Here is a 21,855-nt window from a genome sequence, read left to right as displayed (position 1 = left end):
GAAGCTTTAACCGGCTTGACTGGTAAAGGGACCGTAAAAGGGGTATCCATCGGATACATATTGTTAATTCCGGAGCAGAGCTCTGGAACCATGCTCGGAGGTAAACTGTGGCATTAAGATTAGATGACAAAAAAACAGTCGTCGAAGAAGTTGCTGCAATCGCCGCTCAGGCTCACTCTGCTGTCGCAGCGGAATATCGTGGTTTAACGGTGACTGAATTAACTCAGTTGCGTAAGACTGCGAGAGAGACGGGCGTTTATCTGCGTGTGGTCAAAAACACATTGGCTAAGAAAGCTGTCGAAGGAACTGAATTTGAATGCATGCAAGAAGGGATGGTGGGTCCACTCATTCTTGCTTTTTCAATGGAAGATCCGGGTAGCGCAGCTCGACTGGTCAGTGATTTCTCCAAAGAACATGACAAGTTAGTCGCCAAGCTTGTTTCAATCGGTGGTCAACTCTATGACGCATCCGAATTGAAACGCCTGGCTTCTCTGCCGACTTACGATCAGTCCATCAGCATGCTGATGTCTGTGATGAAGGCGCCGGTCGAGAAATTTGTTCGTACTTTGGCGGAGCCTCACGCAAAATTGGTCCGCACAGTGGCTGCGATTAAAGACCAGAAAGAAGCGGCATAAGCTAACTTTTACACCAGTTTTAAACCTAATATTATAGAGGAAACAATAATGGCACTTTCACAAGAAGATATCTTGGAAGCGATCTCAAACATGAGCGTTATGGAGGTCGTTGATCTGATCTCTGCAATGGAAGAAAAATTCGGCGTTTCTGCAGCAGCCGCTGTTGCTGTTGCTGCGCCTGCTGCTGGCGGTGAAGCCGGCGCTGCGGCGGAACAAACTGAATTCGATGTTGTCATGACATCATTCGGTTCTAACAAAGTTGCCGTCATTAAAGCGGTGCGCGGCATGACAGGCCTGGGTCTGAAAGAAGCGAAAGAAGCCGTTGAAGGCGCGCCAACGACACTGAAAGAAGGTGTCAGCAAAGAAGATGCCGAAGCAGCTAAGAAAGAGCTGGAAGATGCAGGCGCTTCAGTCGAAATTAAATAACTATTTTGACTGACCGATCAGGCTGTAAAGCCTAATTAAACAGGGCTGGTGGCATTTCTGTCGCCGGCCTTTTGCTGTTTGCAATAGACAAGCAGTAGTAAATAATCTTTGACGAAAAGGTTTGGAAGCAATATGGCCTATTCTTTTACCGAAAAAAAGCGTATCCGTAACAACTTTGGGAAAGGTACTGAAGTACTGGAAGTTCCCTATCTTTTAGCAACACAAATCGATTCTTATGCTAATTTTTTGCAAGATGGCGTAGCTCCCGACAAAAGGGAAGATCGTGGTTTGCATGCGGCATTTTTAAGTGTTTTTCCAATTGTAAGTCATTCTGGGTATGCCGTCCTGGAATATGTTAAATATCGCTTAGGAGAGCCTACTTTCGATGTAAGAGAATGCCAGCAACGCGGTGCGACCTATGCGGCGCCGCTGAGGGTGTTGGTGCGCCTGGTCATCTATGATAAAGATGCGCCGGCCAATGCCAAAGTCGTCAAAGATATCAGGGAGCAAGAAGTCTACATGGGTGAATTACCCTTAATGACAGATAACGGCACATTTGTCATTAATGGTACGGAACGGGTCATCGTGTCCCAATTGCACCGGTCTCCGGGCGTATTTTTTGACCATGACAAGGGTAAGACTCACTCATCCGGTAAGCTGCTGTTCAATGCCCGTGTAATCCCTTATCGCGGCTCCTGGTTGGATTTCGAATTCGACCATAAGGATGCACTTTACGTCAGAATAGACAGACGCCGTAAAATTCCGGCTACGATCTTATTGAGAGCCTTGGGCTATGAAAACGAAGAGATGATCGATATCTTCTTCGAAACCAATAAGTTCAGTATCAGCCCTGATAAATTCCTCTACCATATCATCCCTGAGCGTCTGCGTGGTGAAATGGCGGTATTCGATATCAAGCATGACGGCAAGGTGCTGGTCGAAGAAGGACGAAGGATTACCGCGAAGCATATTCGCCAGATGAACAAGGCGAATGTCGATGTTATCGAGGTTCCGAGGGATTATTTATACGGTAAAATTCTTGGCCACAACATCATCGATGAGTCCACCGGTGAGCTGGTTGCCGAAGTCAATGCCGAACTGACCGAAGAATTGTTGCAAAAATTGATCGATGCCGGCATCACCGAAATTAATACGCTGTTTGTTAATGATTTGGACAAAGGTCCGTATATTTCCAACGCGATGTCGTTGGATACGACGACCAACCGTCTAGAAGCGTTGGTCGAAATTTACCGAATGATGCGTCCAGGCGAGCCGCCCACCAAGGAATCGGCTGAAAACTTGTTTGAAAATCTGTTCTTCACCGAAGAGCGCTACGATTTATCGGCAGTGGGACGGATGAAATTCAACCGTCGCTTAGGTCGCGAAGAAATTATCGGCTCCGGCACGTTGAGCAAAGAAGATATCATCGATGTGCTGAAAGAATTGATCGATATCCGCAACGGCAACGGCAATGTCGACGACATCGACCACCTCGGTAACCGTCGTGTCCGTTCGGTCGGCGAGATGATTGAAAACCAGTTCCGCGTGGGCTTGGTCAGAGTCGAGCGTGCGGTGAGAGAAAGATTGACGCTGGCCGATTCCGAAGGCTACATGCCACAGGAAATCATCAATGCCAAGCCAGTGTCGGCATCGGTCAAGGAATTTTTTGGTTCGAGTCAGTTGTCGCAGTTCATGGATCAAAACAACCCATTGTCACAGGTGACGCACAAGCGTCGTGTCTCCGCATTGGGCCCGGGCGGTCTGGCGAGAGAGCGCGCCGGCTTCGAGGTGCGAGACGTACATACCACTCATTACGGTCGTGTGTGTCCGATCGAAACACCCGAGGGTCCGAATATCGGTCTGATCAACTCCTTGTCGGTGTATGCGCGCACTAACTCCTACGGTTTCCTGGAAACCCCTTATCGTAGAGTGGTGGACGGCGTGGTGACCGACCAGGTCGATTATCTGTCGGCGATCGAAGAAGGCGAATACGTCATTGCGCAATCGAGTGTGGCCGTCGATGAAAACTTCAAGCTGATTGAAGGCTTGGTTTCTTGTCGCTATAAAGACGAATTCACGTTGGCCTCGTCGGATACCGTGCAATATATGGATGTTTCCTCGAAACAGATTGTTTCTGTGGCTGCATCGATTATTCCATTCCTGGAGCATGACGATGCTAACCGCGCGTTGATGGGGTCAAACATGCAGCGTCAAGCGGTGCCTACGTTGCGTGCGGAAAAACCCTTGGTCGGAACCGGCATGGAACGTGTCGTTGCTAAAGATTCGGGCGTCGCCGTGGTTGCGACGCGCGGAGGAAGCATCGAGGCAGTCGATGCGGCGCGTATCGTGGTGCGCGTCAATGACGAAGAAACTGTTTCCGGCGTACCCGGCGTGGATATTTACAACCTGACTAAATACACGCGTTCCAACCAGAATACCTGTATCAATCAGAAGCCACTGGTTAAACCGGGCGATAGCGTGCGGGCCGGCGATATATTAGCCGACGGACCGTCCACCGATATCGGCGAGTTGGCGTTAGGTCAAAACATGTTGATAGCGTTCATGCCGTGGAATGGTTATAACTTCGAGGACTCCATTCTGGTCTCGGAACGCGTAGTTAAAGAAGATCGCTTCACGACGATACATATCGAAGAAAAAACCTGTGTCGCTCGTGAAACCAAGCATAGTCCCGAAGAAATTACCGCCGATATTCCTAATGTCAGCGAAGAGGCGTTATCGAAACTGGATGAATCCGGTATCGTTTATGTCGGCGCCGAAGTCAAAGGCGGTGATATTTTGGTCGGCAAGGTCACGCCGAAAGGCGAGACCCAGCTGACGCCGGAAGAAAAGCTGCTGCGTGCTATTTTTGGCGAAAAAGCCGCCGATGTTAAAGATACCTCGTTGCGCGTTCCCGGCAATATCCGTGGTACTGTGATCGACGTACAGGTCTTCACTCGCGACGGCGTCAAGAAGGACAAGCGCGCCTTGGAAATCGAGGAAGCGGAAATCCAACGTTTTCGCAAAGACCTGGACGATCAATTGAAAATTTTGGAAAAGGATATTTTCAGTCGTGTGGCCAATCTGTTGATCGGGAAAAAAGCGGAGAAAGGTCCCGCCGGATTGAAAAAAGGCGCGGAAATCAGCCGAGAATATTTGGATGGTTTGAGACAATCCGAATGGTTGAAAATCAGAACTCAAGACGAGGATGTCAATGTTCAGTTGGAGAAGGTCGCTGAACAGATCGAGCAACAACGTAAGCAGTTCGATGAGCGTTTCGAACAAAAACGTAAAAAGATCACGATGGGTGACGATTTGGCCCCGGGTGTGCTGAAAATGGTCAAGGTCTATCTGGCGGTTAAGAAATGCATACAACCAGGTGACAAGATGGCGGGCCGTCACGGAAACAAGGGGGTCATCTCGCAAATCGTGCCGATCGAAGACATGCCGTACACAGCCGATGGTACGCCGGTCGATATCTTGCTGAATCCTCTAGGGGTGCCCTCTAGGATGAACGTCGGGCAGGTGCTGGAAACCCATTTGGGATGGGCTGCTAAGGGTCTGGGGATCAAGATCGGCAAGATGTTGGAAGCGCAGGCAAAAGTCGCCGAAATTCGACAGTTTTTGGAGAAAATCTACAACAGTAGCGGTAAGAAAGAGAATCTGGATGTGTTCTCCGATCAGGAAATTTTGGAAATGGCGGCTAATTTGGTCGGTGGTGTGCCGATGGCGACTCCGGTCTTCGATGGCGCCGGCGAAGATGAAATTCGTACAATGCTGAAATTGGCCGACTTGCCGGAACATGGTCAAACGAGGCTTTATGATGGCTTGACCGGTGAACCGTTTGAACGGGAAATCACCGTCGGCTATATGTATATGCTGAAACTGAATCACTTGGTGGATGACAAGATGCATGCGCGTTCGACCGGTCCATACAGTTTGGTCACCCAGCAACCGCTGGGCGGTAAGGCGCAGTTCGGTGGCCAGCGTTTCGGCGAGATGGAGGTTTGGGCGCTAGAAGCATACGGTGCGGCTTATACCTTGCAGGAAATGCTCACGGTTAAGTCTGATGACGTGACAGGTAGAACCCGTATGTATAAAAACATTGTTGATGGTAATCATACAATGGAAGCCGGTATGCCGGAATCATTCAACGTACTGATTAAAGAAATACGTTCGCTGGGTGTAAACATCGAATTGGAGCAGGAATAATCGCTCCACTCGGCCAGTCAGAATCCGGTAACTATCAGGTAGTAACAGAGAGGACAAGCTCTTGAAAGATTTAATGAATTTCCTAAAACGTCAAGGTCGGACAGACGACTTTGACTCAATTCGTATTGGTTTGGCATCGCCGGATATGATCCGTTCATGGTCTTATGGCGAAGTCAAGAAACCTGAAACCATCAACTATCGTACCTTTAAACCCGAGCGCGACGGTTTGTTTTGCGCGAAAATTTTCGGGCCAGTCAGCGATTATGAATGCTTGTGCGGCAAATACAAGCGGCTGAAGCATCGCGGGGTGATCTGTGAAAAATGCGGCGTTGAGGTAACACTGTCCAAAGTGCGCCGTGAAAGAATGGGGCATATCGATTTGGCCAGCCCCGTGGCGCATATCTGGTTCCTGAAGTCGTTGCCGTCCAGGATCGCCTTGTTGCTGGATATGACGCTGCGCGCGATCGAACGTGTATTGTATTTTGAATCCTTTGTCGTGCTCGATCCGGGCATGACGCCGATGGAGCGGGGACAGCTGCTAACCGACGATGAGTATCTCGATGCAGTGGAAGAATATGGCGATGACTTTGACGCCAAAATGGGTGCGGAAGCGATTTATGACTTACTGAAATCGATCGATTTGCAGGAAGAGGTCAAAATACTGCGCGAAGAGATCAATTCGACTAACTCGGAAACCAAGATCAAGAAGTTTTCGAAACGTCTGAAAGTCATCGATTCGCTGTTGGCGTCGAACAACCGTCCTGAATGGATGATCATGACGGTCCTGCCGGTCTTGCCACCGGAATTGCGCCCCTTAGTACCATTGGATGGCGGACGTTTCGCAACGTCGGATCTGAACGATCTATATCGTCGAGTCATCAACAGAAACAATCGCTTGAACCGTTTGTTGGACTTGAATGCGCCGGATATCATCGTGCGCAACGAAAAGCGTATGCTGCAGGAGTCGGTCGACGCGTTATTGGATAATGGACGCCGCGGTCGCGCGATTACCGGCACTAACAGAAGACCGCTGAAATCGCTGGCCGATATGATTAAAGGCAAGCAAGGTCGTTTCAGACAGAACTTGTTGGGTAAACGGGTCGATTATTCCGGTCGTTCGGTGATCGTCGTCGGTCCGACTCTGAGATTGCATCAATGCGGCTTGCCTAAGAAAATGGCGCTGGAGCTGTTCAAGCCCTTTATTTTCAGTAAATTGCAATTGCGCGGTTTGGCGACAACGATTAAAGCCGCCAAGAAAATGGTGGAGCGCGAAGGCGCCGAAGTCTGGGATATCCTCGAGGAAGTGATACGCGAGCACCCGGTATTGCTGAACCGTGCTCCGACTCTACATAGATTGGGTATTCAGGCCTTCGAGCCTATCTTGATCGAGGGTAAGGCGATTCAGCTGCACCCATTGGTTTGTAGCGCCTTCAACGCCGACTTCGATGGCGACCAAATGGCCGTGCATATTCCTTTGTCCATCGAGGCGCAATTGGAAGCGCGCACCTTGATGATGGCGACCAATAATATATTGTCTCCCGCAAACGGCGAGCCGGTGATCAATCCATCTCAGGACGTGGTTTTGGGCTTGTATTTCATCAGCCGTGAGAAAGTTAATGCTCGCGGTGAGGGCGGTATCTTTGCCGATGTCGAAGAAGTGTTCAAGGCGCTGGACAGCAGACAGGTTGAATTGCAGAGCAAAATTCAGGTGCGTGTGACCGAAAAAGTCACCAATGAAGATGGTGAGGTCGCAGAGAAAGTCAGTCGTAAAGAAACCACGGTCGGTCGGGCCTTGATTTGGGATATCGTCCCGGACGGCATGCCGTTTGATGTGGTCAATGTCGACATGACGAAAAAAAATATTTCCAAGCTGATCAACTACAGCTATCGTCATCTAGGGATCAAGGATACCGTTATTTTGGCCGATAAGCTGATGTATCTGGGCTTCAAATGGGCGACGCGTTCCGGCGTTTCATTTGGTATCGAAGACATGGAAATTCCGGCTAAAAAAGCCGAAATTATCAGCAATGCGGATATGGAAGTGAATGAAATCCAAAGTCAGTATGCCTCCGGCCTGGTGACCGACGGTGAACGCTATAACAAGGTCGTCGATATTTGGTCGCATGCCAACGATCAAGTCGCCAAGGTGATGATGGAAGGTCTAGGTCAGGATGAAGTCGTCAACGCCGACGGAGAAACGGTCTTGCAGAAATCGTTCAACTCGATCTTCATGATGGCGGAATCTGGGGCGCGGGGCTCCGCTGCGCAGATTCGTCAGTTAGCTGGGATGCGGGGGTTGATGGCGAAGCCGGATGGCTCGATTATCGAAACGCCGATTACCGCTAACTTCAGGGAAGGTTTGGACGTATTGCAATACTTTATTTCCACGCACGGTGCGCGTAAAGGCCTGGCCGACACCGCATTGAAAACTGCTAACTCCGGTTATTTGACCAGACGTTTAGTGGATGTGGCGCAGGATTTGGTTATTTCTGAAGATGATTGCGGCACCGAGAATGGCTTGACGTTGATGCCGATCATTGAGGGCGGTGATGTTGTCGAACCGTTGTCCGAACGAGTCTTGGGACGGGTCAATGCGCTGGATGTCACCGATCAATCCGGAGAAAAAGTACTGATTCCGGCCGGCACGATGATTGATGAGCACCTGGTTATGGTGCTGGAACAAAACGGTATCGATCAGTTGCTGGTGCGCTCGATCATCACTTGTGAAAGTCGTTATGGCGTGTGTTCTAAGTGTTACGGTCGAGATTTAGGCCGTGGCCATTTGGTCAATATCGGTGAGGCGGTCGGCGTCGTCGCGGCGCAATCGATTGGCGAGCCGGGCACGCAGTTAACGATGCGGACCTTCCATATTGGTGGTGCAGCGTCACGGTCGGCGGCGATCAGCAATGTACAGGTCAAGTCGGCTGGTATCGTTAAGCTGAGCAACCTGAAAACGGTTAAGAACCGTGAAGGTAACTTGGTGGCGGTATCGAGATCGGGCGAAGTCGGCATCGTCGATGATTACGGCAGGGAAAGAGAGCGCTATAAGATTCCTTATGGTGCGGTGCTGTCGGTCGAGGATGGTAGCGAAGTTAAGGGCGGCGATATAGTCGTCAACTGGGATCCGCATACTCATCCGGTCATCACCGAGGTTAACGGCTTTATCCAGCTGAAAGAGTTTATCGATGGCCTGAGTGTTCAAGAGCAATCGGATGAGGTAACTGGCTTGACCTCGCGCGTGGTGATCGATCCTAAACAGCGTAGTGCGGCTGGTAAGGAATTGCGGCCGATGGTAAGATTGGTCGATGAGCATGGCGAGTTGATCAACCTGCCGGGAACCGATATTCCGGCGCAATACTTCTTGCCGACCGGCGCGATCGCCAGTATCAAAGATGGCGGTGAAGTGATGGTCGGTGATGTCTTGGCTAGGATTCCTCAGGAATCCAGTAAAACCCGTGATATTACCGGGGGTCTGCCGCGTGTCGCCGACTTGTTCGAGGCTCGTAAAACCAAAGACCCTGCGATCTTGGCGGAAGCGACCGGTATGGTTTCTTTCGGTAAAGAGACCAAGGGTAAGCAGCGTATTATTATTACCGACTCCGAAGGCGAGCAACATGAAACGCTGATACCTAAATGGCGCCATATTACCGTGTTCGAAGGGGAATTTGTCGATAAAGGTGAAACGATTGCCGAAGGTGAGTTAACGCCGCATGATATTCTGCGTCTCAGAGGCATCGAAGATTTGGCCAATTACCTGGTTAAAGAGATCCAGGATGTTTACCGTCTGCAAGGGGTGAAAATCAATGATAAGCATATTGAGGCGATTATTCGTCAAATGCTGAGAAAAGTTGAAATTACCGCTTCCGGTGAAACCGACTTCGTCAAGGGCGAGCAAGTTGAGCGCACATTGGTCAATGCGATCAATATGCAGATGGAAAAAGAAGGAAAAATACCGGCGAGCTTTGAATCATTGCTGTTGGGCATCACCAAGGCATCGTTGGCTACGGAATCCTTCATTTCTGCAGCATCGTTCCAAGAAACGACACGGGTGTTGACGGATGCGGCAGTTAGAGGGATTAACGACGGTCTGAATGGGCTGAAGGAAAATGTCATCGTAGGGAGATTGATTCCTGCCGGGACCGGTTTGGCCTACCACGAGCAGCGCCGTAAAAAACGACAAGCCGAGATGGTCCCTGAGGTTGAGCCTCCAGTGCAAGCGGTCGATACCGATGAAGTCGAAGAAGCATTAAAACAGGCATTAAATACTGAATAATCAATAAGTTTAAATAATACTTGACCATGATTTTAAATGGGGTTACTATACTCTGCTCACATGAGTCAAGGGCTCAGGCTATGATTATTAAGAACCGCTATGCGTTTGTTTAGCGGTTCTTTTTCTTATCTGGCGGTTAAAATTTGTATATCGGAGTGATAAAGATATGGCCACGATCAATCAGTTGGTTCGTAAGCCTCGCGCTAAAAAAGTAGAAAAAAGCAATGTTCCTGCATTGGAAGCATGCCCTCAAAGAAGAGGTGTGTGTACACGTGTATACACGACGACGCCTAAAAAACCAAACTCGGCATTGAGAAAGGTTGCTAGGGTAAGGTTGACTAATGGCGCCGAAGTCAGTAGCTACATCGGCGGTGAGGGGCATAATCTGCAAGAGCACTCCGTGGTTTTGATCAGAGGTGGTCGTGTCAAGGATTTGCCTGGTGTTCGTTATCACGTCGTTCGTGGCAGCCTGGATACCTCAGGCGTAGATGGTAGAAAGTGTGGTCGTTCCAAATATGGTGCGAAGAAGCCAAAAGGTTAAGGGTTGAAAGATGTCTAGAAGAAGAGTAGCGGCAAAAAGAGATATAATTCCTGATCCTCGCTATGGTAGCGAGATGTTGTCCAAATTCATGAACATGATTATGGTGGACGGCAAGAAATCAATCGCCGAGAAAATCGTATATGGCGCCTTGAGTGTCATCGAAAGCAAAGGGCATGAGGAGTCTTTGGAAGTTTTGTCGAAGGCTTTGGAAAATGTTCAGCCGCGCGTCGAAGTGAAGTCTCGTCGTGTCGGCGGCGCGACTTATCAGGTTCCTGTCGAAGTGCGTCCTTCCAGAAGATTGGCGTTGTCGATGCGTTGGTTGATCGAGGCGGCGCGTAAGAGGAATGAAAGAACCATGGCGGCTAAGTTGGCTGGCGAGTTATTGGATGCTTTCGAAGGTCGTGGCGCGGCGGCGAAGAAACGTGAAGATACTCATAAAATGGCGGAAGCGAACAAGGCGTTCTCTCATTATCGCTGGTAATGCGGCATCTGGATTAGGACAAGTTTGTGGCTCGTAAAACACCAATAAGTCGCTATCGCAATATCGGTATCATGGCGCACATCGATGCCGGTAAGACGACGACGACCGAGCGCATACTTTACTATACCGGTGTTTCTCACAAGATCGGTGAGGTGCATGATGGGGCCGCAACCATGGATTGGATGGCGCAGGAGCAGGAGAGAGGGATTACTATCACCTCGGCTGCGACCACTTGTTTTTGGTCCGGCATGGGGAAGCAGTACCCCGAGCACCGTATCAATATCATCGATACGCCGGGGCACGTTGATTTTACGATCGAGGTGGAGCGCTCTCTGCGTGTGCTTGACGGTGCATGTGCGGTGTTTTGCGCAGTAGGCGGGGTTGAGCCCCAATCTGAAACGGTATGGCGACAGGCGAATAAATATCATGTCCCAAGAATGGCTTTTGTTAATAAAATGGATCGTTCTGGTGCTGATTTTCTGCGTGTGGTTGAACAGATTAAAGTAAGGCTAGGCAGTAATCCGGTTGCGATGCAATTGCCTATCGGCGCCGAAGATAGCTTTGTCGGGGTGGTTGATCTGGTCAAGATGAAGGCTATCTATTGGGAAGACGCTAACATGGGGATGGCGTTTGAGGAAAAGGAAATTCCACAGGACATGCAGGCGATCGCCGATGAATGGCGCGAGCATATGATCGAGGCGGCGGCCGAGGCATCGGATGACTTGATGGAAAAGTATCTGGAAGCGGGCGAGCTGAGCAACGAAGAAATTAAGCAAGGGATGCGACGATTGACATTGGCCAATCAGGCGGTGCCGGTATTTTGCGGTTCCGCGTTTAAAAACAAGGGCGTTCAAAGTCTGCTCGATGGCATCGTTGATTTTATGCCGTCGCCTGCTGAGGTGGAGGCGATCAAAGGGCATCTCGAAGGCTCTGAAGAAGAGGTCTCGAGGCCGGCCGATGATGAAGCGACTTTTTCTGCGTTAGCTTTTAAGATAGCGACTGACCCGTTCGTCGGGTCCTTGGCTTTCTTCAGGGTTTATTCAGGCGTGCTGAAGTCTGGGGACGCGGTGTTTAATTCCGTCAAGGGGAAAAAAGAGCGCATCGGAAGGTTGGTGCAAATGCATGCAAACAGCCGAGAAGAAGTTAAGGAAGTCAGGGCGGGAGATATCGCCGCGGCGATCGGCTTAAAAGATGTGACTACCGGGGATACTCTATGTCAAATAGGTGATTCTATCATCTTGGAAAGAATGGAGTTTCCAGAGCCGGTTATTGCGGTTGCGGTGGAGCCGAAAACTAAGGCGGATCAAGAGAAAATGGCTAATGCCTTGGGCAAGTTGGCGCAGGAAGATCCTTCGTTCAGGGTTAATACCGATGAGGAGTCGGGGCAGGTGATCATTTCCGGGATGGGAGAGTTGCATCTGGAGATTATCGTTGATCGCATGCAAAGAGAATTTAATGTGGAAGCAAATGTAGGTGCTCCACAAGTTGCTTACCGTGAGACGGTGAAGAAAACAGTTGAATGTGAAGGGAAGTTTGTAAGGCAGTCTGGTGGTCGAGGGCAATATGGTCATGTCTGGCTTAGGATAGAGCCTTTAGAGCAGGGAGCAGGGTATGAGTTTGTCAATGAGGTCGTCGGTGGCGTCGTTCCAAAGGAATATATCCCGGCGGTAGACAAAGGCATACAAGAACAGATGGAAAATGGTATACTAGCGGGTTTCCCGGTTGTTGATGTAAAGGTTAGTTTGTTCGATGGTTCATATCATGATGTCGATTCGAATGAAATGGCTTTCAAAATAGCAGGATCTATGGGTTTCAAGGAAGGGGCTAAGACTGCAAATCCTGTGTTGCTTGAACCTATTATGAAGGTTGAAGTGGTAACCCCGGAGGAATATATGGGGGATGTTGTCGGCGATATTAATAGACGTCGAGGAATGATCCATGGCATGGATGATTCTCCAGCCGGTAAATTGATTGAATGTGAAGTGCCGCTGGCTGAAATGTTTGGTTATGCAACTGATTTGCGTTCAGCGACTCAAGGTCGGGCAACATACAGTATGCAGTTTGATAAATATAATGAAGCACCTGCAAATATTGCGGAAGCGATTATTAAAAAAGTATCTTAACTCATTATTAATTATTAGGTATTGACTCATGGCTAAAGAAAAATTTGAAAGAACGAAACCGCACGTAAACGTAGGAACCATTGGCCACGTTGACCACGGTAAAACAACATTAACAGCGGCGTTAACTAAGGTAATGGCTGAATTGCGAGGCGGCGAAGCCAGAGCCTTCGATCAAATCGATAACGCACCGGAAGAACGTGAGCGCGGTATCACCATCGCGACGTCACACGTAGAATACGAGTCAGAAACGCGTCACTATGCGCACGTCGACTGCCCAGGTCACGCCGACTATGTTAAAAACATGATTACCGGTGCGGCGCAGATGGACGGCGCGATCCTGGTGTGTTCGGCGGCTGACGGTCCGATGCCTCAAACTCGTGAGCACATCCTACTGTCTAGACAGGTCGGCGTCCCATACATCGTTGTGTTTTTGAATAAAGCCGATATGGTCGATGATGAAGAATTGATCGAATTGGTGGAAATGGAAGTTCGTGAATTGCTGGATGCTTATGAATTCCCAGGCGACGATACGCCTATCATCGTGGGTTCTGCGCTGAAAGCGTTGGAAGGCGATACTAGCGAAATCGGTGTGCCTGCCGTGGTGAAACTGGTTGAAGCGCTGGATAGTTACATTCCGGAGCCTAAGCGTGCAGTAGACGGTCCATTCCTGATGCCTATCGAAGACGTGTTCTCGATCTCCGGTCGCGGCACCGTGGTCACGGGTCGTGTCGAGCGCGGCGTAATCAAGGTCGGTGAAGAAATCGAAATCGTCGGCATTAAGGAAACGACTAAAACCACGTGTACCGGCGTGGAAATGTTCCGCAAGCTGCTGGATCAAGGTGAAGCGGGCGACAACGTCGGTGTCCTGTTGCGCGGCACCAAGCGTGACGAAGTCGAGCGTGGTCAGGTATTGGCGCACGTTGGCACCATCACGCCACATACGCATTTCAAAGCAGAAATCTACGTTCTGTCTAAAGACGAAGGCGGTCGCCATACGCCTTTCTTCAACGGTTACCGTCCACAGTTCTACTTCAGAACGACTGATGTGACCGGTGCGGTTGAGTTGCCGGAAGGCGTGGAAATGGTGATGCCGGGCGACAACGTGACCGTCGAAGTTAAGCTGATTGCGCCAATTGCGATGAACGATGGTCTGCGTTTCGCGGTCCGTGAAGGTGGTCGTACCGTCGGTGCGGGTGTTGTTGCTTCAATTATTGAGTAAGTAAGAAATGTCAAATCAAACTATCAGAATCCGCTTAAAAGCATTCGATCATAAATTAATCGATCAGTCTGCTGGTGAGATAGTAGAAACTGCAAAAAGAACGGGCGCCCAAGTAAAGGGCCCCATTCCTTTGCCTACTAGAAAAGAGCGCTTTACTATATTGATTTCTCCGCACGTCAACAAAGACGCGCGGGATCAATATGAGTTGAGAACTTATAAGAGGTTGCTTGATATAGTCGAGCCAACAGATAAAACCGTTGACGCATTGATGAAGTTGGATCTTGCGGCTGGGGTAGATGTTCAAATTAAGCTGAAATAACAGCTAGATAGATAATAGAGGGATTGGCAGATGTCAATAGGTCTTATTGGTCGTAAAAGTGGTATGACCCGAGTTTTTTGTGAAGATGGTTCTTCAGTTCCAGTAACTGTTCTTCAAATAGACTCAAACAGAGTCATTCAGGTTAAGAGCTTGGAAAAAGATGGTTATCGCGCCGTGCAAATTACTGCAGGTGATAAAAAATCATCGAAAGTCAATAAAGCCATGGCGGGACATTATGCGGCGGCAAATGTAACCGCTGGCCGTGGTTTATGGGAATTCAGGCTGAACGACGGTGAGGGCGAAGACTTATCTGCCGGTGCCGAGCTTGGTCTGGATATTTTTTCGGAAGGTCAGATTGTCGACGTGCGTGGCACCAGTATAGGTAAAGGCTATCAAGGTGGCGTGAAGCGACACAACTTCAGAACTCAAGATGCGACTCACGGCAACTCGTTGTCTCACAGGGCGCCAGGTTCGAGCGGTATGTGTCAAACGCCGGGTCGTGTATTCAAAGGCAAGAAAATGGCTGGCCACATGGGGGCGGTTAAAACAACTGCACAGAATCTGACGATTCACGCCGTTGACACCGATAGAAATCTAATTTTAGTAAAAGGTGCAGTGCCTGGTGCTAAAGGTGGGGATGTTGTAATCACTCCTGCGGTTAAGAAGCAAAATAAGGGTTAAGATATGACATTGCAAGTACCTGCAATCAGTGACCAGGATTCAGCGGCTGCCGTCGAGGTGGCTGAGCAAGTCTTCGGTCAGGAATTCAATGAAACATTGGTGCATCAACTGGTTGTTAAATATCAGGCTGGTGCGCGTGCTGGAACAAAAGCGCAAAAAAATCGCTCCGCTGTCAGCGGCGGCGGTATTAAGCCGTTTAGACAAAAAGGGACAGGTCGTGCCAGATCTGGTACAATACGCAGTCCACTATGGCGCACCGGTGGCGTCACATTTGCTGCTCAGCCTCGCTCCTACACGCAAAAGCTGAATAAGAAAATGTATAAGGCGGGTATCCGCTCGATATTTTCTGAATTACTGCGCCAAGAACGGTTGGTAGTCAGTAACGATATTGTTCCAACGACAGTGAAAACTAAGGAATTTTTCGCAAAAATCAAAGGATTGGATGCAAAGCGCATATTGCTGGTCGCCGATGAAATCAATGAGAATCTGATTTTGGCAACTAGGAATATTCCTTATGTTGCGGTCGCGACCGCTGACTCTGTGGATCCTGTAGCTTTGGTTTCGGCGGATAAGGTCATAGCGACTTCAGCGGCGCTGAAGCAAATTGAGGAGCGTTTGTCATGAGTATTGAGCAAAGTCAATTAGCTAACGTATTGTTGGCGCCCATCGTGTCCGAAAAAAGCTCTCTTGCGGCGGAGCAAGACAACAGCTTCGTTTTCAAGGTGCAAAAATCGGCGACAAAATTACAGGTCAAAAAGGCTGTCGAATTGATGTTCGAGGTCGAAGTTGACTCCGTTCAAGTGTTGAACGTAAAGGGTAAGGTAAAGCGATTTGGTCGTACATTAGGCAAGCGATCCGACTGGAAAAAAGCTTATGTAAAGCTTAAAGCCGGACACGACATCGAATTCGCGGCAGCTTAATTTAGTTTTAGTTTTAAGAATCAATAGGAACGGTAGTAAAGCATGGCTATTCTAAAATCTAAGCCGACATCGCCAGGTTCTCGGTTTGTAGTACGTGTTAAAAATGATGAATTGCATAAAGGTAAGCCATTTGCACAGTTACTCGATAAAAAAAGCAAAAGCGGCGGTCGCAATAATCAAGGCAGAATTACAACACGTCATGTCGGTGGTGGTCATAAACAGCACTACCGTATCATTGATTTTAAGCGTAATAAGCTTGATATTCCCGCGGTCGTTGAGCGTATCGAGTATGATCCTAACAGGACGGCGAATATAGCGCTGTTGCTGTATAAAGATGGCGAACGCAGATATGTGATTGCGCCGAAAGGACTGGAAAAAGGTCAGGAAGTACTGACTGCAGAAGCGACTCCGGTTAAAGTGGGTAACTGCATGGTGTTGCGAAATGTGCCGCTGGGTACAACGATCCACTGTGTTGAGTTGAAGCCCGGTAAAGGCGCTCAATTGGCAAGAAGTGCGGGGGCTTCCGCGCAATTGGTGGCGAAGGAAGGCTCACATGTGACATTGCGTTTACGCTCCGGTGAAATGCGGAAGGTTATGGCTGACTGTAAGGCAGTCGTTGGCGAGGTTTCAAACTCCGAGCATAACCTGATTTCGCTAGGTAAGGCGGGTGCGTCACGTTGGCGAGGCGTAAGGCCGACTGTCAGAGGTGTGGCGATGAACCCTGTTGATCACCCCCATGGCGGTGGTGAAGGTAGAACCTCCGGTGGTAGACATCCTGTATCGCCTTGGGGTACTCCGACTAAGGGTTACAAAACTAGAAAAAACAAACGTACTGATAATGTGATTGTCAGACGCCGTAAGCAAAAATAAGAGGTATTAAGCGTGCCACGTTCAATTAAAAAAGGTCCATTTATTGATCATCATCTGCTGAAGAAAGTAGAAGAAGCAGCTAAGAGCAATAGCCGGAAACCGATTAAAACATGGTCAAGAAGGTCGATGATCAGCCCCGATATGCTGGGTTTGACAATTGCAGTACATAACGGCCGTCAACATGTGCCAGTACTGATCTCCGAAAATATGGTCGGACACAAGTTGGGTGAATTCGCCCCAACGCGTACATATAAAGGCCATATCGCAGACAAGAAATCAAGATAAGAGGGAAAGATGGAAGTATCAGCTAAATTAAGTAATGCCCCTTTATCTGCGCAAAAGGCGAGATTGGTAGGTGATCAAATACGTGGTTTGCCAGTTGAGAAAGCACTGAACACATTACAATTCAGTTCTAAGAAAGCTGCAGCAATCATCAAGAAAGTATTGGAATCTGCTATTGCAAATGCTGAGCACAATGAAAGTGCCGATATCGATGAGTTAGTCGTGTCGACAGTCTATGTCAATGAGGGTTCAACATTAAAGCGGGTTCGGGCCAGAGCAAAAGGTCGGGCAAACCACATCTTGAAAAGAACCTGTCATATCACAGTTAAAGTAGCAGAATACGAGTAGAGGCAAGAAAATGGGTCAAAAAGTACATCCAACGGGTATACGCCTTGGGATTGTTAAAGATTGGACTTCAAGATGGTATGCAAACAGCCAAAACTATCCGGTATTTCTGCTGCAGGACCTGAAGGTTCGCGAGTATATTAAGAAAAAGCTGTCGCATGCTTCTGTTAGTCGCATACAGATCAACCGTCCGGCGAACAATGCTCATATTACCGTATACACGGCTAGACCAGGCATCGTGATCGGTAAAAAAGGGGAAGATATCGACAGATTGAGACAAGAGATTTCTGCCATGATGGGCGTCCCTGTTCAACTTAATGTCGAAGAAATCAGGAAGCCTGAGTTGGACGCTAAGCTGGTAGCCGAGAGTATCGCTCAGCAGCTGGAAAAAAGGATTATGTATCGTCGCGCGATGAAGCGTGCGGTGACGAATACCATGCGTCTAGGCGCCGAAGGAATCAAAATCAACGTTGGCGGTCGTCTGAACGGTGCGGAAATCGCTCGTAGCGAGTGGTATAGAGAAGGTCGTGTGCCCTTGCATACACTGCGTGCCGATATCGATTACGGCACGGCCGAGGCGAACACCACCTATGGAATCATCGGCATCAAGGTGTGGATTTTCAAAGGTGAAGTATTCGAAATGGATGCTGATTCGGCATCTGTAAACACTGAAACTAAAAAATAGTTGAAGGGAAAAGAATATGCTTCAACCAAAAAGAACGAAATTTCGAAAGCAGCATAAAGGCAAAAACAACGGAACCGCATTACGAGGTTCTTCGGTAAGTTTTGGAGAGTATGGCCTTAAAGCCACTACTCGTGGTAGAATTACCGCCCGCCAAATTGAGGCTGCACGTAGAGCGATCACAAGACACGTAAAACGTGGCGGTAAGATTTGGATCAGAGTGTTCCCAGACAAGCCGATTACCAAAAAACCCTTAGAAGTTCGTATGGGTAAAGGTAAAGGTAGTGTAGAATTGTGGGTTGCACAAATTAAGCCAGGTACCATGTTATATGAGATTCAGGGGGTTCCTGAAGAATTAGCGCGTGAAGCTTTCAAGCTGGCCGCTGCTAAATTACCTGTCAGAACAACTTTTGCGGCGCGGACGATACTGTAATGAATGCAAGTGAATTACGTCAAAAGACGAAAGAAGAATTAGGCACAATGCTGCTTGAATTGTCTCGTGAACAATTCAACCTGAGAATGCAGAAGGGGACTGGACAGCTGTCTAGGCCCGATCAGGTTAAAAAAGTAAAACATGATATTGCACGTATTCATACTGTTTTAAATGAAATGGCGAGAGCACAAGCATGAGCGAAAATACAGAGAAATTGCGTACCCTAAGAGGTCGTGTCATCAGCAATAAAATGGATAAAACCATTTCTGTGCTTGTGGAAAGAAGGGTAAAGCACCCTGTATACGGCAAGATTGTCAGACGTTCGACAAAATTCCTGGTTCATGATGAGCAGAACCAATGTAACGAAGGCGATACCGTTTCAATCACTTCATGCAAGCCATTATCGAAAAACAAATCGTATAGAATGGTAGAGATACTTGAAAGACCTAACTAAGGTTTTTCAAAACATTAATAGACATATAGTTGGGATTTAGAAATGATTCAGATGCAAACTAACCTTGACGTCGCCGACAATAGCGGTGCAAAAAGGGTCATGTGTATCAAGGTTTTAGGCGGCTCGCACAGGCGCTACGCGGGAATTGGGGATGTGATCAAGGTAAGTGTTAAAGATGCAATACCTCGCGGCCGTGTAAAAAAAGGCGAAGTTTATAACGCGCTGGTAGTTAGAACACGCAAAGGTGTGCGCAGACCGGATGGATCAGTCATTCGCTTTGATGGTAACGCGGCTGTGATTTTGAACGCCAATCTTCAGCCATTGGGTACCCGTATTTTTGGACCGGTGACACGCGAGTTAAGAGGTGATAAATACATGAAAATCATTTCATTAGCTCCTGAAGTATTATAGGAATAGGTTCGAAAATGCAGAAAATAAAACAAGGCGATGAAGTTGTCGTGCTGACCGGTAAAGACAAAGGCAAGCAAGGCAAAGTAACAAAAATCCTGACTAACAATAAAGTGCTGGTTCAGGGCGTCAATCAGGTAAAGAAACATCAGCGCGGCAATCCAAATGCCGGCGTAGCGGGCGGTATCGTCGACAAGGAAATGCCGATCGCTATATCGAATGTTGGCTTGTACAATCCTGAGACTAAGAAGGCGGACCGAGTTGGCTTTAAGTTTCTAGAAGATGGAAAGAAAGTCAGATATTTTAAATCCACCAATGAAGTTGTTGATGCATAAGGTGTAGATCATGGCTAGACTAGAAACTGAATACAAAGAAAAAATAATCCCAGCACTGCAAGAGCAGTTTGGATACAAATCGGTTATGGAAGTGCCTCACTTGACCAAAATCACTCTCAATATGGGAGTGGGCGGCGCTGTCGTAGATAAAAAAGTATTGCAATCGGCAATTGCCGATATGGAGAAAATCGCCGGTCAAAAAGCCATCGTCACGTTGGCGAGAAAATCGATCGCCGGTTTCAAAATTCGTGATGATATGCCGATAGGCTGTAAGGTGACATTGCGTCGTGACAGAATGTATGAATTTCTGGATCGTTTAATTAATATTTCAATCCCTCGAATCCGCGATTTTCGCGGAATGAGCCCTAAAAGCTTTGATGGGCGTGGAAATTATTCAATGGGTGTCAAAGAGCAAATCATTTTCCCGGAAATTGATTATGACAAAATTGACACGATACGCGGTATGGATATTTCCATCACAACAACAGCGAAAACCGATGAAGAAGGTAAAGCGTTGTTAAAGCTTTTTAATTTTCCATTTAAGAACTAAAGGGCGATTTATAAAATGGCTAAAAAATCAATGATTGCGCGTGAAGAAAAGCGCGCAAAATTAGTCAGCAAATATGAAGCAAAAAGAAAGGCTCTGAAAGAAATTATCAGGGATCCTAATTCATCATTTGAAGACAAAGAAAATGCTCAAGTAAAGCTGCAAAAACTGCCGAGAGACTCCAGTACGGCAAGATTACGTAATCGTTGTAATCTGACTGGGAGACCTCACGGTTATTACAGAAAATTCGGACTTAGCCGTAACAAACTGAGAGAAGCGACCATGCGTGGCGATGTTCCTGGTTTGACGAAAGCTAGTTGGTAATTCTGATTAATAGGTTTTTGGAGAATTAGACAATGAGTATGACTGATCCAATTGCAGACATGTTGACCAGAATTAGAAATGGTCAGGCTGCAGGAAAGAAAAGCGTGAAATTACCTTCTTCTAAAGTTAAGGTTGCGATCGCAAAAGTATTAAAAGAAGAAGGCTATATAAATGACTACAGTACTGAAACTAAAGGTAGTCACACTGAGATGACAATCGAGTTGAAGTACTACAACGGCTTGCCGGTCATAGAGAAAGTTAAACGTGTCAGCAGACCTGGCTTACGCATCTATAAATCAAAAGATGAGCTGCCTAAGGTATTGGGCGGGTTAGGTATCGCTATCGTTTCAACATCCAGCGGTGTCATGACCGATCGTGCCGCACGTGCCATTGGGCATGGTGGCGAAGTCATTTGTACTGTCTGCTAAGAGGAGGGTAAGTTAATGTCTAGAATAGCGAATGCCCCAATTACGATTCCTTCCGGTGTGGACGTAAAGCTGGATGGAAGCAACATGACTGTCAAAGGAAAGGGTGGACAGTTATCTTATGATATTCATGACGGTGTCGATGTCGAAATCAACGATAACGTTATTCAAATAAAATGGGATGATTCGGTAAAAAATGCCAAAGCCCAGGCCGGAACTACGAGAGCTTCGATCAATAACATGGTTACTGGCGTATCGGCAGGCTTCGAAAAGAAACTGACTCTGATAGGTGTGGGCTATCGCGCCCAGGTTCAGGGCAGCAAGCTGACTTTATCATTGGGTTTTTCCAACCCTGTTATCTACGAAGTGCCTCAAGGCATCGCCGTAGAAGCGCCTAGTCAGACAGAATTAGTCGTCAAAGGCAGCAATAAACAACAGGTAGGTCAGGTGGCATCAGAAATCAGAGCTTTCCGTCCTCCAGAGCCTTACAAAGGTAAAGGGGTCCGATATGCTGATGAGTATGTTGCTAGAAAAGAAGCCAAGAAGAAGTAGGATAAAGTGATGGATAAAAAATCATCTCGATTAAAACGTGCGTTAAGGCAACGTAAAAAAATAAAACAGCTAGGTGTCAACAGGTTGACTGTACATAAGACATCGCAACATATCTATGCCCAGATTTTGAGTGCGGACGGTACGGCGACCGTAGCGAGTGCGGCGACGACACAAGCCGACGTGAAGGGTGTGGTAAACGGCACGGGCAATATAGCTGCGGCGACGGAAGTCGGTAAACAAGTTGCGCAGAAAGCGCTGGCGGCTGGCGTTACCGAAGTTGCATTCGATCGTTCAGGTTTTAAGTATCATGGTCGTGTTAAGGCATTAGCGGATGCTGCACGTGAAGCTGGATTGAAGTTCTAGGGGTATAT

Annotated in this window: 26 protein-coding genes; all 26 read left to right on the top strand. The window is 48.0% G+C overall.

Features of this window, described 5'->3' with window-relative positions:
* The first annotated feature begins 107 nt into the window (after positions 1-107).
* The gene (gene rplJ, locus Q9L42_RS01655) at positions 108-635 is read left to right on the top strand and encodes a 50S ribosomal protein L10 (protein WP_305906364.1); all 528 of its coding nucleotides are present in this window, start codon (positions 108-110) and stop codon (positions 633-635) included.
* Positions 636-683: 48 nt separating this feature from the next.
* A complete protein-coding gene (gene rplL, locus Q9L42_RS01650) occupies positions 684-1,061 on the top strand; it encodes a 50S ribosomal protein L7/L12 (RefSeq protein WP_349431779.1) in 378 nt (125 codons plus the stop codon).
* 132 nt (positions 1,062-1,193) lie between these two features.
* Positions 1,194-5,270: a DNA-directed RNA polymerase subunit beta gene (gene rpoB / locus Q9L42_RS01645; RefSeq protein WP_349431778.1), complete on the top strand. Its 4,077-nt coding sequence runs from the start codon at positions 1,194-1,196 to the stop codon at positions 5,268-5,270.
* A 73-nt stretch (positions 5,271-5,343) separates the two neighbouring features.
* On the top strand, positions 5,344-9,543 hold the full coding sequence (gene rpoC / locus Q9L42_RS01640; protein WP_432648888.1) for a DNA-directed RNA polymerase subunit beta': 4,200 nt from the start codon (positions 5,344-5,346) through the stop codon (positions 9,541-9,543).
* 166 nt (positions 9,544-9,709) lie between these two features.
* Positions 9,710-10,084: a 30S ribosomal protein S12 gene (gene rpsL, locus Q9L42_RS01635; protein WP_305906366.1), complete on the top strand. Its 375-nt coding sequence runs from the start codon at positions 9,710-9,712 to the stop codon at positions 10,082-10,084.
* A 10-nt stretch (positions 10,085-10,094) separates the two neighbouring features.
* Positions 10,095-10,565 (top strand): 30S ribosomal protein S7, encoded by a 471-nt coding sequence (gene rpsG, locus Q9L42_RS01630; RefSeq protein WP_305906367.1) that lies wholly within the window; start codon positions 10,095-10,097, stop codon positions 10,563-10,565.
* A gap of 26 nt (positions 10,566-10,591) precedes the next feature.
* Positions 10,592-12,688, top strand: coding sequence for an elongation factor G (gene fusA, locus Q9L42_RS01625; RefSeq protein WP_305906368.1), 2,097 nt, complete (start codon positions 10,592-10,594; stop codon positions 12,686-12,688).
* A gap of 28 nt (positions 12,689-12,716) precedes the next feature.
* Entirely contained in the window at positions 12,717-13,907 is a 1,191-nt protein-coding gene (tuf, locus tag Q9L42_RS01620) for an elongation factor Tu (protein WP_305906359.1), read from the top strand.
* A gap of 7 nt (positions 13,908-13,914) precedes the next feature.
* A complete protein-coding gene (gene rpsJ, locus Q9L42_RS01615) occupies positions 13,915-14,226 on the top strand; it encodes a 30S ribosomal protein S10 (RefSeq protein ID WP_305906369.1) in 312 nt (103 codons plus the stop codon).
* Positions 14,227-14,256: 30 nt separating this feature from the next.
* Complete coding sequence (rplC, locus tag Q9L42_RS01610) at positions 14,257-14,907, top strand: 50S ribosomal protein L3 (protein WP_305906370.1); 651 nt, start codon at positions 14,257-14,259, stop codon at positions 14,905-14,907.
* 3 nt (positions 14,908-14,910) lie between these two features.
* A complete protein-coding gene (gene rplD, locus Q9L42_RS01605; protein ID WP_305906371.1) occupies positions 14,911-15,531 on the top strand; it encodes a 50S ribosomal protein L4 in 621 nt (206 codons plus the stop codon).
* Entirely contained in the window at positions 15,528-15,827 is a 300-nt protein-coding gene (gene rplW, locus Q9L42_RS01600) for a 50S ribosomal protein L23 (protein WP_349431776.1), read from the top strand. Before rplD ends, rplW begins: the two co-directional genes overlap by 4 nt.
* 42 nt (positions 15,828-15,869) lie before the next feature.
* A complete protein-coding gene (gene rplB / locus Q9L42_RS01595; protein ID WP_349431775.1) occupies positions 15,870-16,697 on the top strand; it encodes a 50S ribosomal protein L2 in 828 nt (275 codons plus the stop codon).
* 12 nt (positions 16,698-16,709) lie between these two features.
* Positions 16,710-16,982: a 30S ribosomal protein S19 gene (rpsS, locus tag Q9L42_RS01590; protein ID WP_305906372.1), complete on the top strand. Its 273-nt coding sequence runs from the start codon at positions 16,710-16,712 to the stop codon at positions 16,980-16,982.
* A 9-nt stretch (positions 16,983-16,991) separates the two neighbouring features.
* Positions 16,992-17,327 carry a 50S ribosomal protein L22 gene (gene rplV / locus Q9L42_RS01585; RefSeq protein WP_305906373.1) on the top strand — a complete coding sequence of 112 codons (336 nt, stop codon included), beginning with the start codon at positions 16,992-16,994 and terminating at the stop codon, positions 17,325-17,327.
* A gap of 10 nt (positions 17,328-17,337) precedes the next feature.
* Complete coding sequence (gene rpsC / locus Q9L42_RS01580; protein ID WP_349431774.1) at positions 17,338-18,009, top strand: 30S ribosomal protein S3; 672 nt, start codon at positions 17,338-17,340, stop codon at positions 18,007-18,009.
* A 16-nt stretch (positions 18,010-18,025) separates the two neighbouring features.
* Positions 18,026-18,439, top strand: coding sequence for a 50S ribosomal protein L16 (rplP, locus tag Q9L42_RS01575; RefSeq protein WP_305906374.1), 414 nt, complete (start codon positions 18,026-18,028; stop codon positions 18,437-18,439).
* Entirely contained in the window at positions 18,439-18,636 is a 198-nt protein-coding gene (rpmC, locus tag Q9L42_RS01570) for a 50S ribosomal protein L29 (RefSeq protein WP_305906375.1), read from the top strand. Before rplP ends, rpmC begins: the two co-directional genes overlap by 1 nt.
* Positions 18,633-18,893 carry a 30S ribosomal protein S17 gene (gene rpsQ / locus Q9L42_RS01565; RefSeq protein ID WP_305906376.1) on the top strand — a complete coding sequence of 87 codons (261 nt, stop codon included), beginning with the start codon at positions 18,633-18,635 and terminating at the stop codon, positions 18,891-18,893. The genes rpmC and rpsQ overlap by 4 nt, the downstream gene beginning before the upstream one ends.
* A 42-nt stretch (positions 18,894-18,935) precedes the next feature.
* Positions 18,936-19,304 (top strand): 50S ribosomal protein L14, encoded by a 369-nt coding sequence (gene rplN / locus Q9L42_RS01560; protein ID WP_305906377.1) that lies wholly within the window; start codon positions 18,936-18,938, stop codon positions 19,302-19,304.
* A gap of 14 nt (positions 19,305-19,318) precedes the next feature.
* Complete coding sequence (rplX, locus tag Q9L42_RS01555; RefSeq protein ID WP_305906378.1) at positions 19,319-19,636, top strand: 50S ribosomal protein L24; 318 nt, start codon at positions 19,319-19,321, stop codon at positions 19,634-19,636.
* 10 nt (positions 19,637-19,646) lie between these two features.
* Positions 19,647-20,186 carry a 50S ribosomal protein L5 gene (rplE, locus tag Q9L42_RS01550; RefSeq protein ID WP_305906379.1) on the top strand — a complete coding sequence of 180 codons (540 nt, stop codon included), beginning with the start codon at positions 19,647-19,649 and terminating at the stop codon, positions 20,184-20,186.
* A 15-nt stretch (positions 20,187-20,201) separates the two neighbouring features.
* Entirely contained in the window at positions 20,202-20,507 is a 306-nt protein-coding gene (gene rpsN / locus Q9L42_RS01545; RefSeq protein WP_305906380.1) for a 30S ribosomal protein S14, read from the top strand.
* 32 nt (positions 20,508-20,539) lie between these two features.
* A complete protein-coding gene (gene rpsH, locus Q9L42_RS01540; RefSeq protein ID WP_305906381.1) occupies positions 20,540-20,935 on the top strand; it encodes a 30S ribosomal protein S8 in 396 nt (131 codons plus the stop codon).
* Between the two features lie 15 nt (positions 20,936-20,950).
* Complete coding sequence (gene rplF, locus Q9L42_RS01535) at positions 20,951-21,484, top strand: 50S ribosomal protein L6 (protein WP_305906382.1); 534 nt, start codon at positions 20,951-20,953, stop codon at positions 21,482-21,484.
* 9 nt (positions 21,485-21,493) lie between these two features.
* Positions 21,494-21,847, top strand: a complete 354-nt coding sequence (gene rplR, locus Q9L42_RS01530) for a 50S ribosomal protein L18 (protein WP_305906383.1) — start codon at positions 21,494-21,496, stop codon at positions 21,845-21,847.
* The last annotated feature ends 8 nt before the right edge of the window (positions 21,848-21,855 follow it).

Source organism: Methylomarinum sp. Ch1-1 (assembly GCF_030717995.2).
Classification (GTDB): domain Bacteria; phylum Pseudomonadota; class Gammaproteobacteria; order Methylococcales; family Methylomonadaceae; genus Methylomarinum; species Methylomarinum roseum.
This window is presented reverse-complemented; position numbering and strand designations above follow the sequence as displayed.

Coding starts and splice junctions, on each gene's coding strand:
- rplL (WP_349431779.1), top strand. CDS start 684: ATGGCACTTTCACAAGAAGATATCTTGGAAGCGATCTCAAACATGAGC.
- rpoB (WP_349431778.1), top strand. CDS start 1,194: ATGGCCTATTCTTTTACCGAAAAAAAGCGTATCCGTAACAACTTTGGG.
- rpmC (WP_305906375.1), top strand. CDS start 18,439: ATGAATGCAAGTGAATTACGTCAAAAGACGAAAGAAGAATTAGGCACA.
- rpsQ (WP_305906376.1), top strand. CDS start 18,633: ATGAGCGAAAATACAGAGAAATTGCGTACCCTAAGAGGTCGTGTCATC.
- rplC (WP_305906370.1), top strand. CDS start 14,257: ATGTCAATAGGTCTTATTGGTCGTAAAAGTGGTATGACCCGAGTTTTT.
- rplB (WP_349431775.1), top strand. CDS start 15,870: ATGGCTATTCTAAAATCTAAGCCGACATCGCCAGGTTCTCGGTTTGTA.
- rpsG (WP_305906367.1), top strand. CDS start 10,095: ATGTCTAGAAGAAGAGTAGCGGCAAAAAGAGATATAATTCCTGATCCT.
- rplX (WP_305906378.1), top strand. CDS start 19,319: ATGCAGAAAATAAAACAAGGCGATGAAGTTGTCGTGCTGACCGGTAAA.
- rpsC (WP_349431774.1), top strand. CDS start 17,338: ATGGGTCAAAAAGTACATCCAACGGGTATACGCCTTGGGATTGTTAAA.
- rplD (WP_305906371.1), top strand. CDS start 14,911: ATGACATTGCAAGTACCTGCAATCAGTGACCAGGATTCAGCGGCTGCC.
- rplW (WP_349431776.1), top strand. CDS start 15,528: ATGAGTATTGAGCAAAGTCAATTAGCTAACGTATTGTTGGCGCCCATC.
- rpsH (WP_305906381.1), top strand. CDS start 20,540: ATGAGTATGACTGATCCAATTGCAGACATGTTGACCAGAATTAGAAAT.
- rplR (WP_305906383.1), top strand. CDS start 21,494: ATGGATAAAAAATCATCTCGATTAAAACGTGCGTTAAGGCAACGTAAA.
- rplV (WP_305906373.1), top strand. CDS start 16,992: ATGGAAGTATCAGCTAAATTAAGTAATGCCCCTTTATCTGCGCAAAAG.
- rplF (WP_305906382.1), top strand. CDS start 20,951: ATGTCTAGAATAGCGAATGCCCCAATTACGATTCCTTCCGGTGTGGAC.
- rpsJ (WP_305906369.1), top strand. CDS start 13,915: ATGTCAAATCAAACTATCAGAATCCGCTTAAAAGCATTCGATCATAAA.
- tuf (WP_305906359.1), top strand. CDS start 12,717: ATGGCTAAAGAAAAATTTGAAAGAACGAAACCGCACGTAAACGTAGGA.
- rpsN (WP_305906380.1), top strand. CDS start 20,202: ATGGCTAAAAAATCAATGATTGCGCGTGAAGAAAAGCGCGCAAAATTA.
- rpsL (WP_305906366.1), top strand. CDS start 9,710: ATGGCCACGATCAATCAGTTGGTTCGTAAGCCTCGCGCTAAAAAAGTA.
- rpoC (WP_432648888.1), top strand. CDS start 5,344: ATGAATTTCCTAAAACGTCAAGGTCGGACAGACGACTTTGACTCAATT.
- rplN (WP_305906377.1), top strand. CDS start 18,936: ATGATTCAGATGCAAACTAACCTTGACGTCGCCGACAATAGCGGTGCA.
- rplE (WP_305906379.1), top strand. CDS start 19,647: ATGGCTAGACTAGAAACTGAATACAAAGAAAAAATAATCCCAGCACTG.
- rplP (WP_305906374.1), top strand. CDS start 18,026: ATGCTTCAACCAAAAAGAACGAAATTTCGAAAGCAGCATAAAGGCAAA.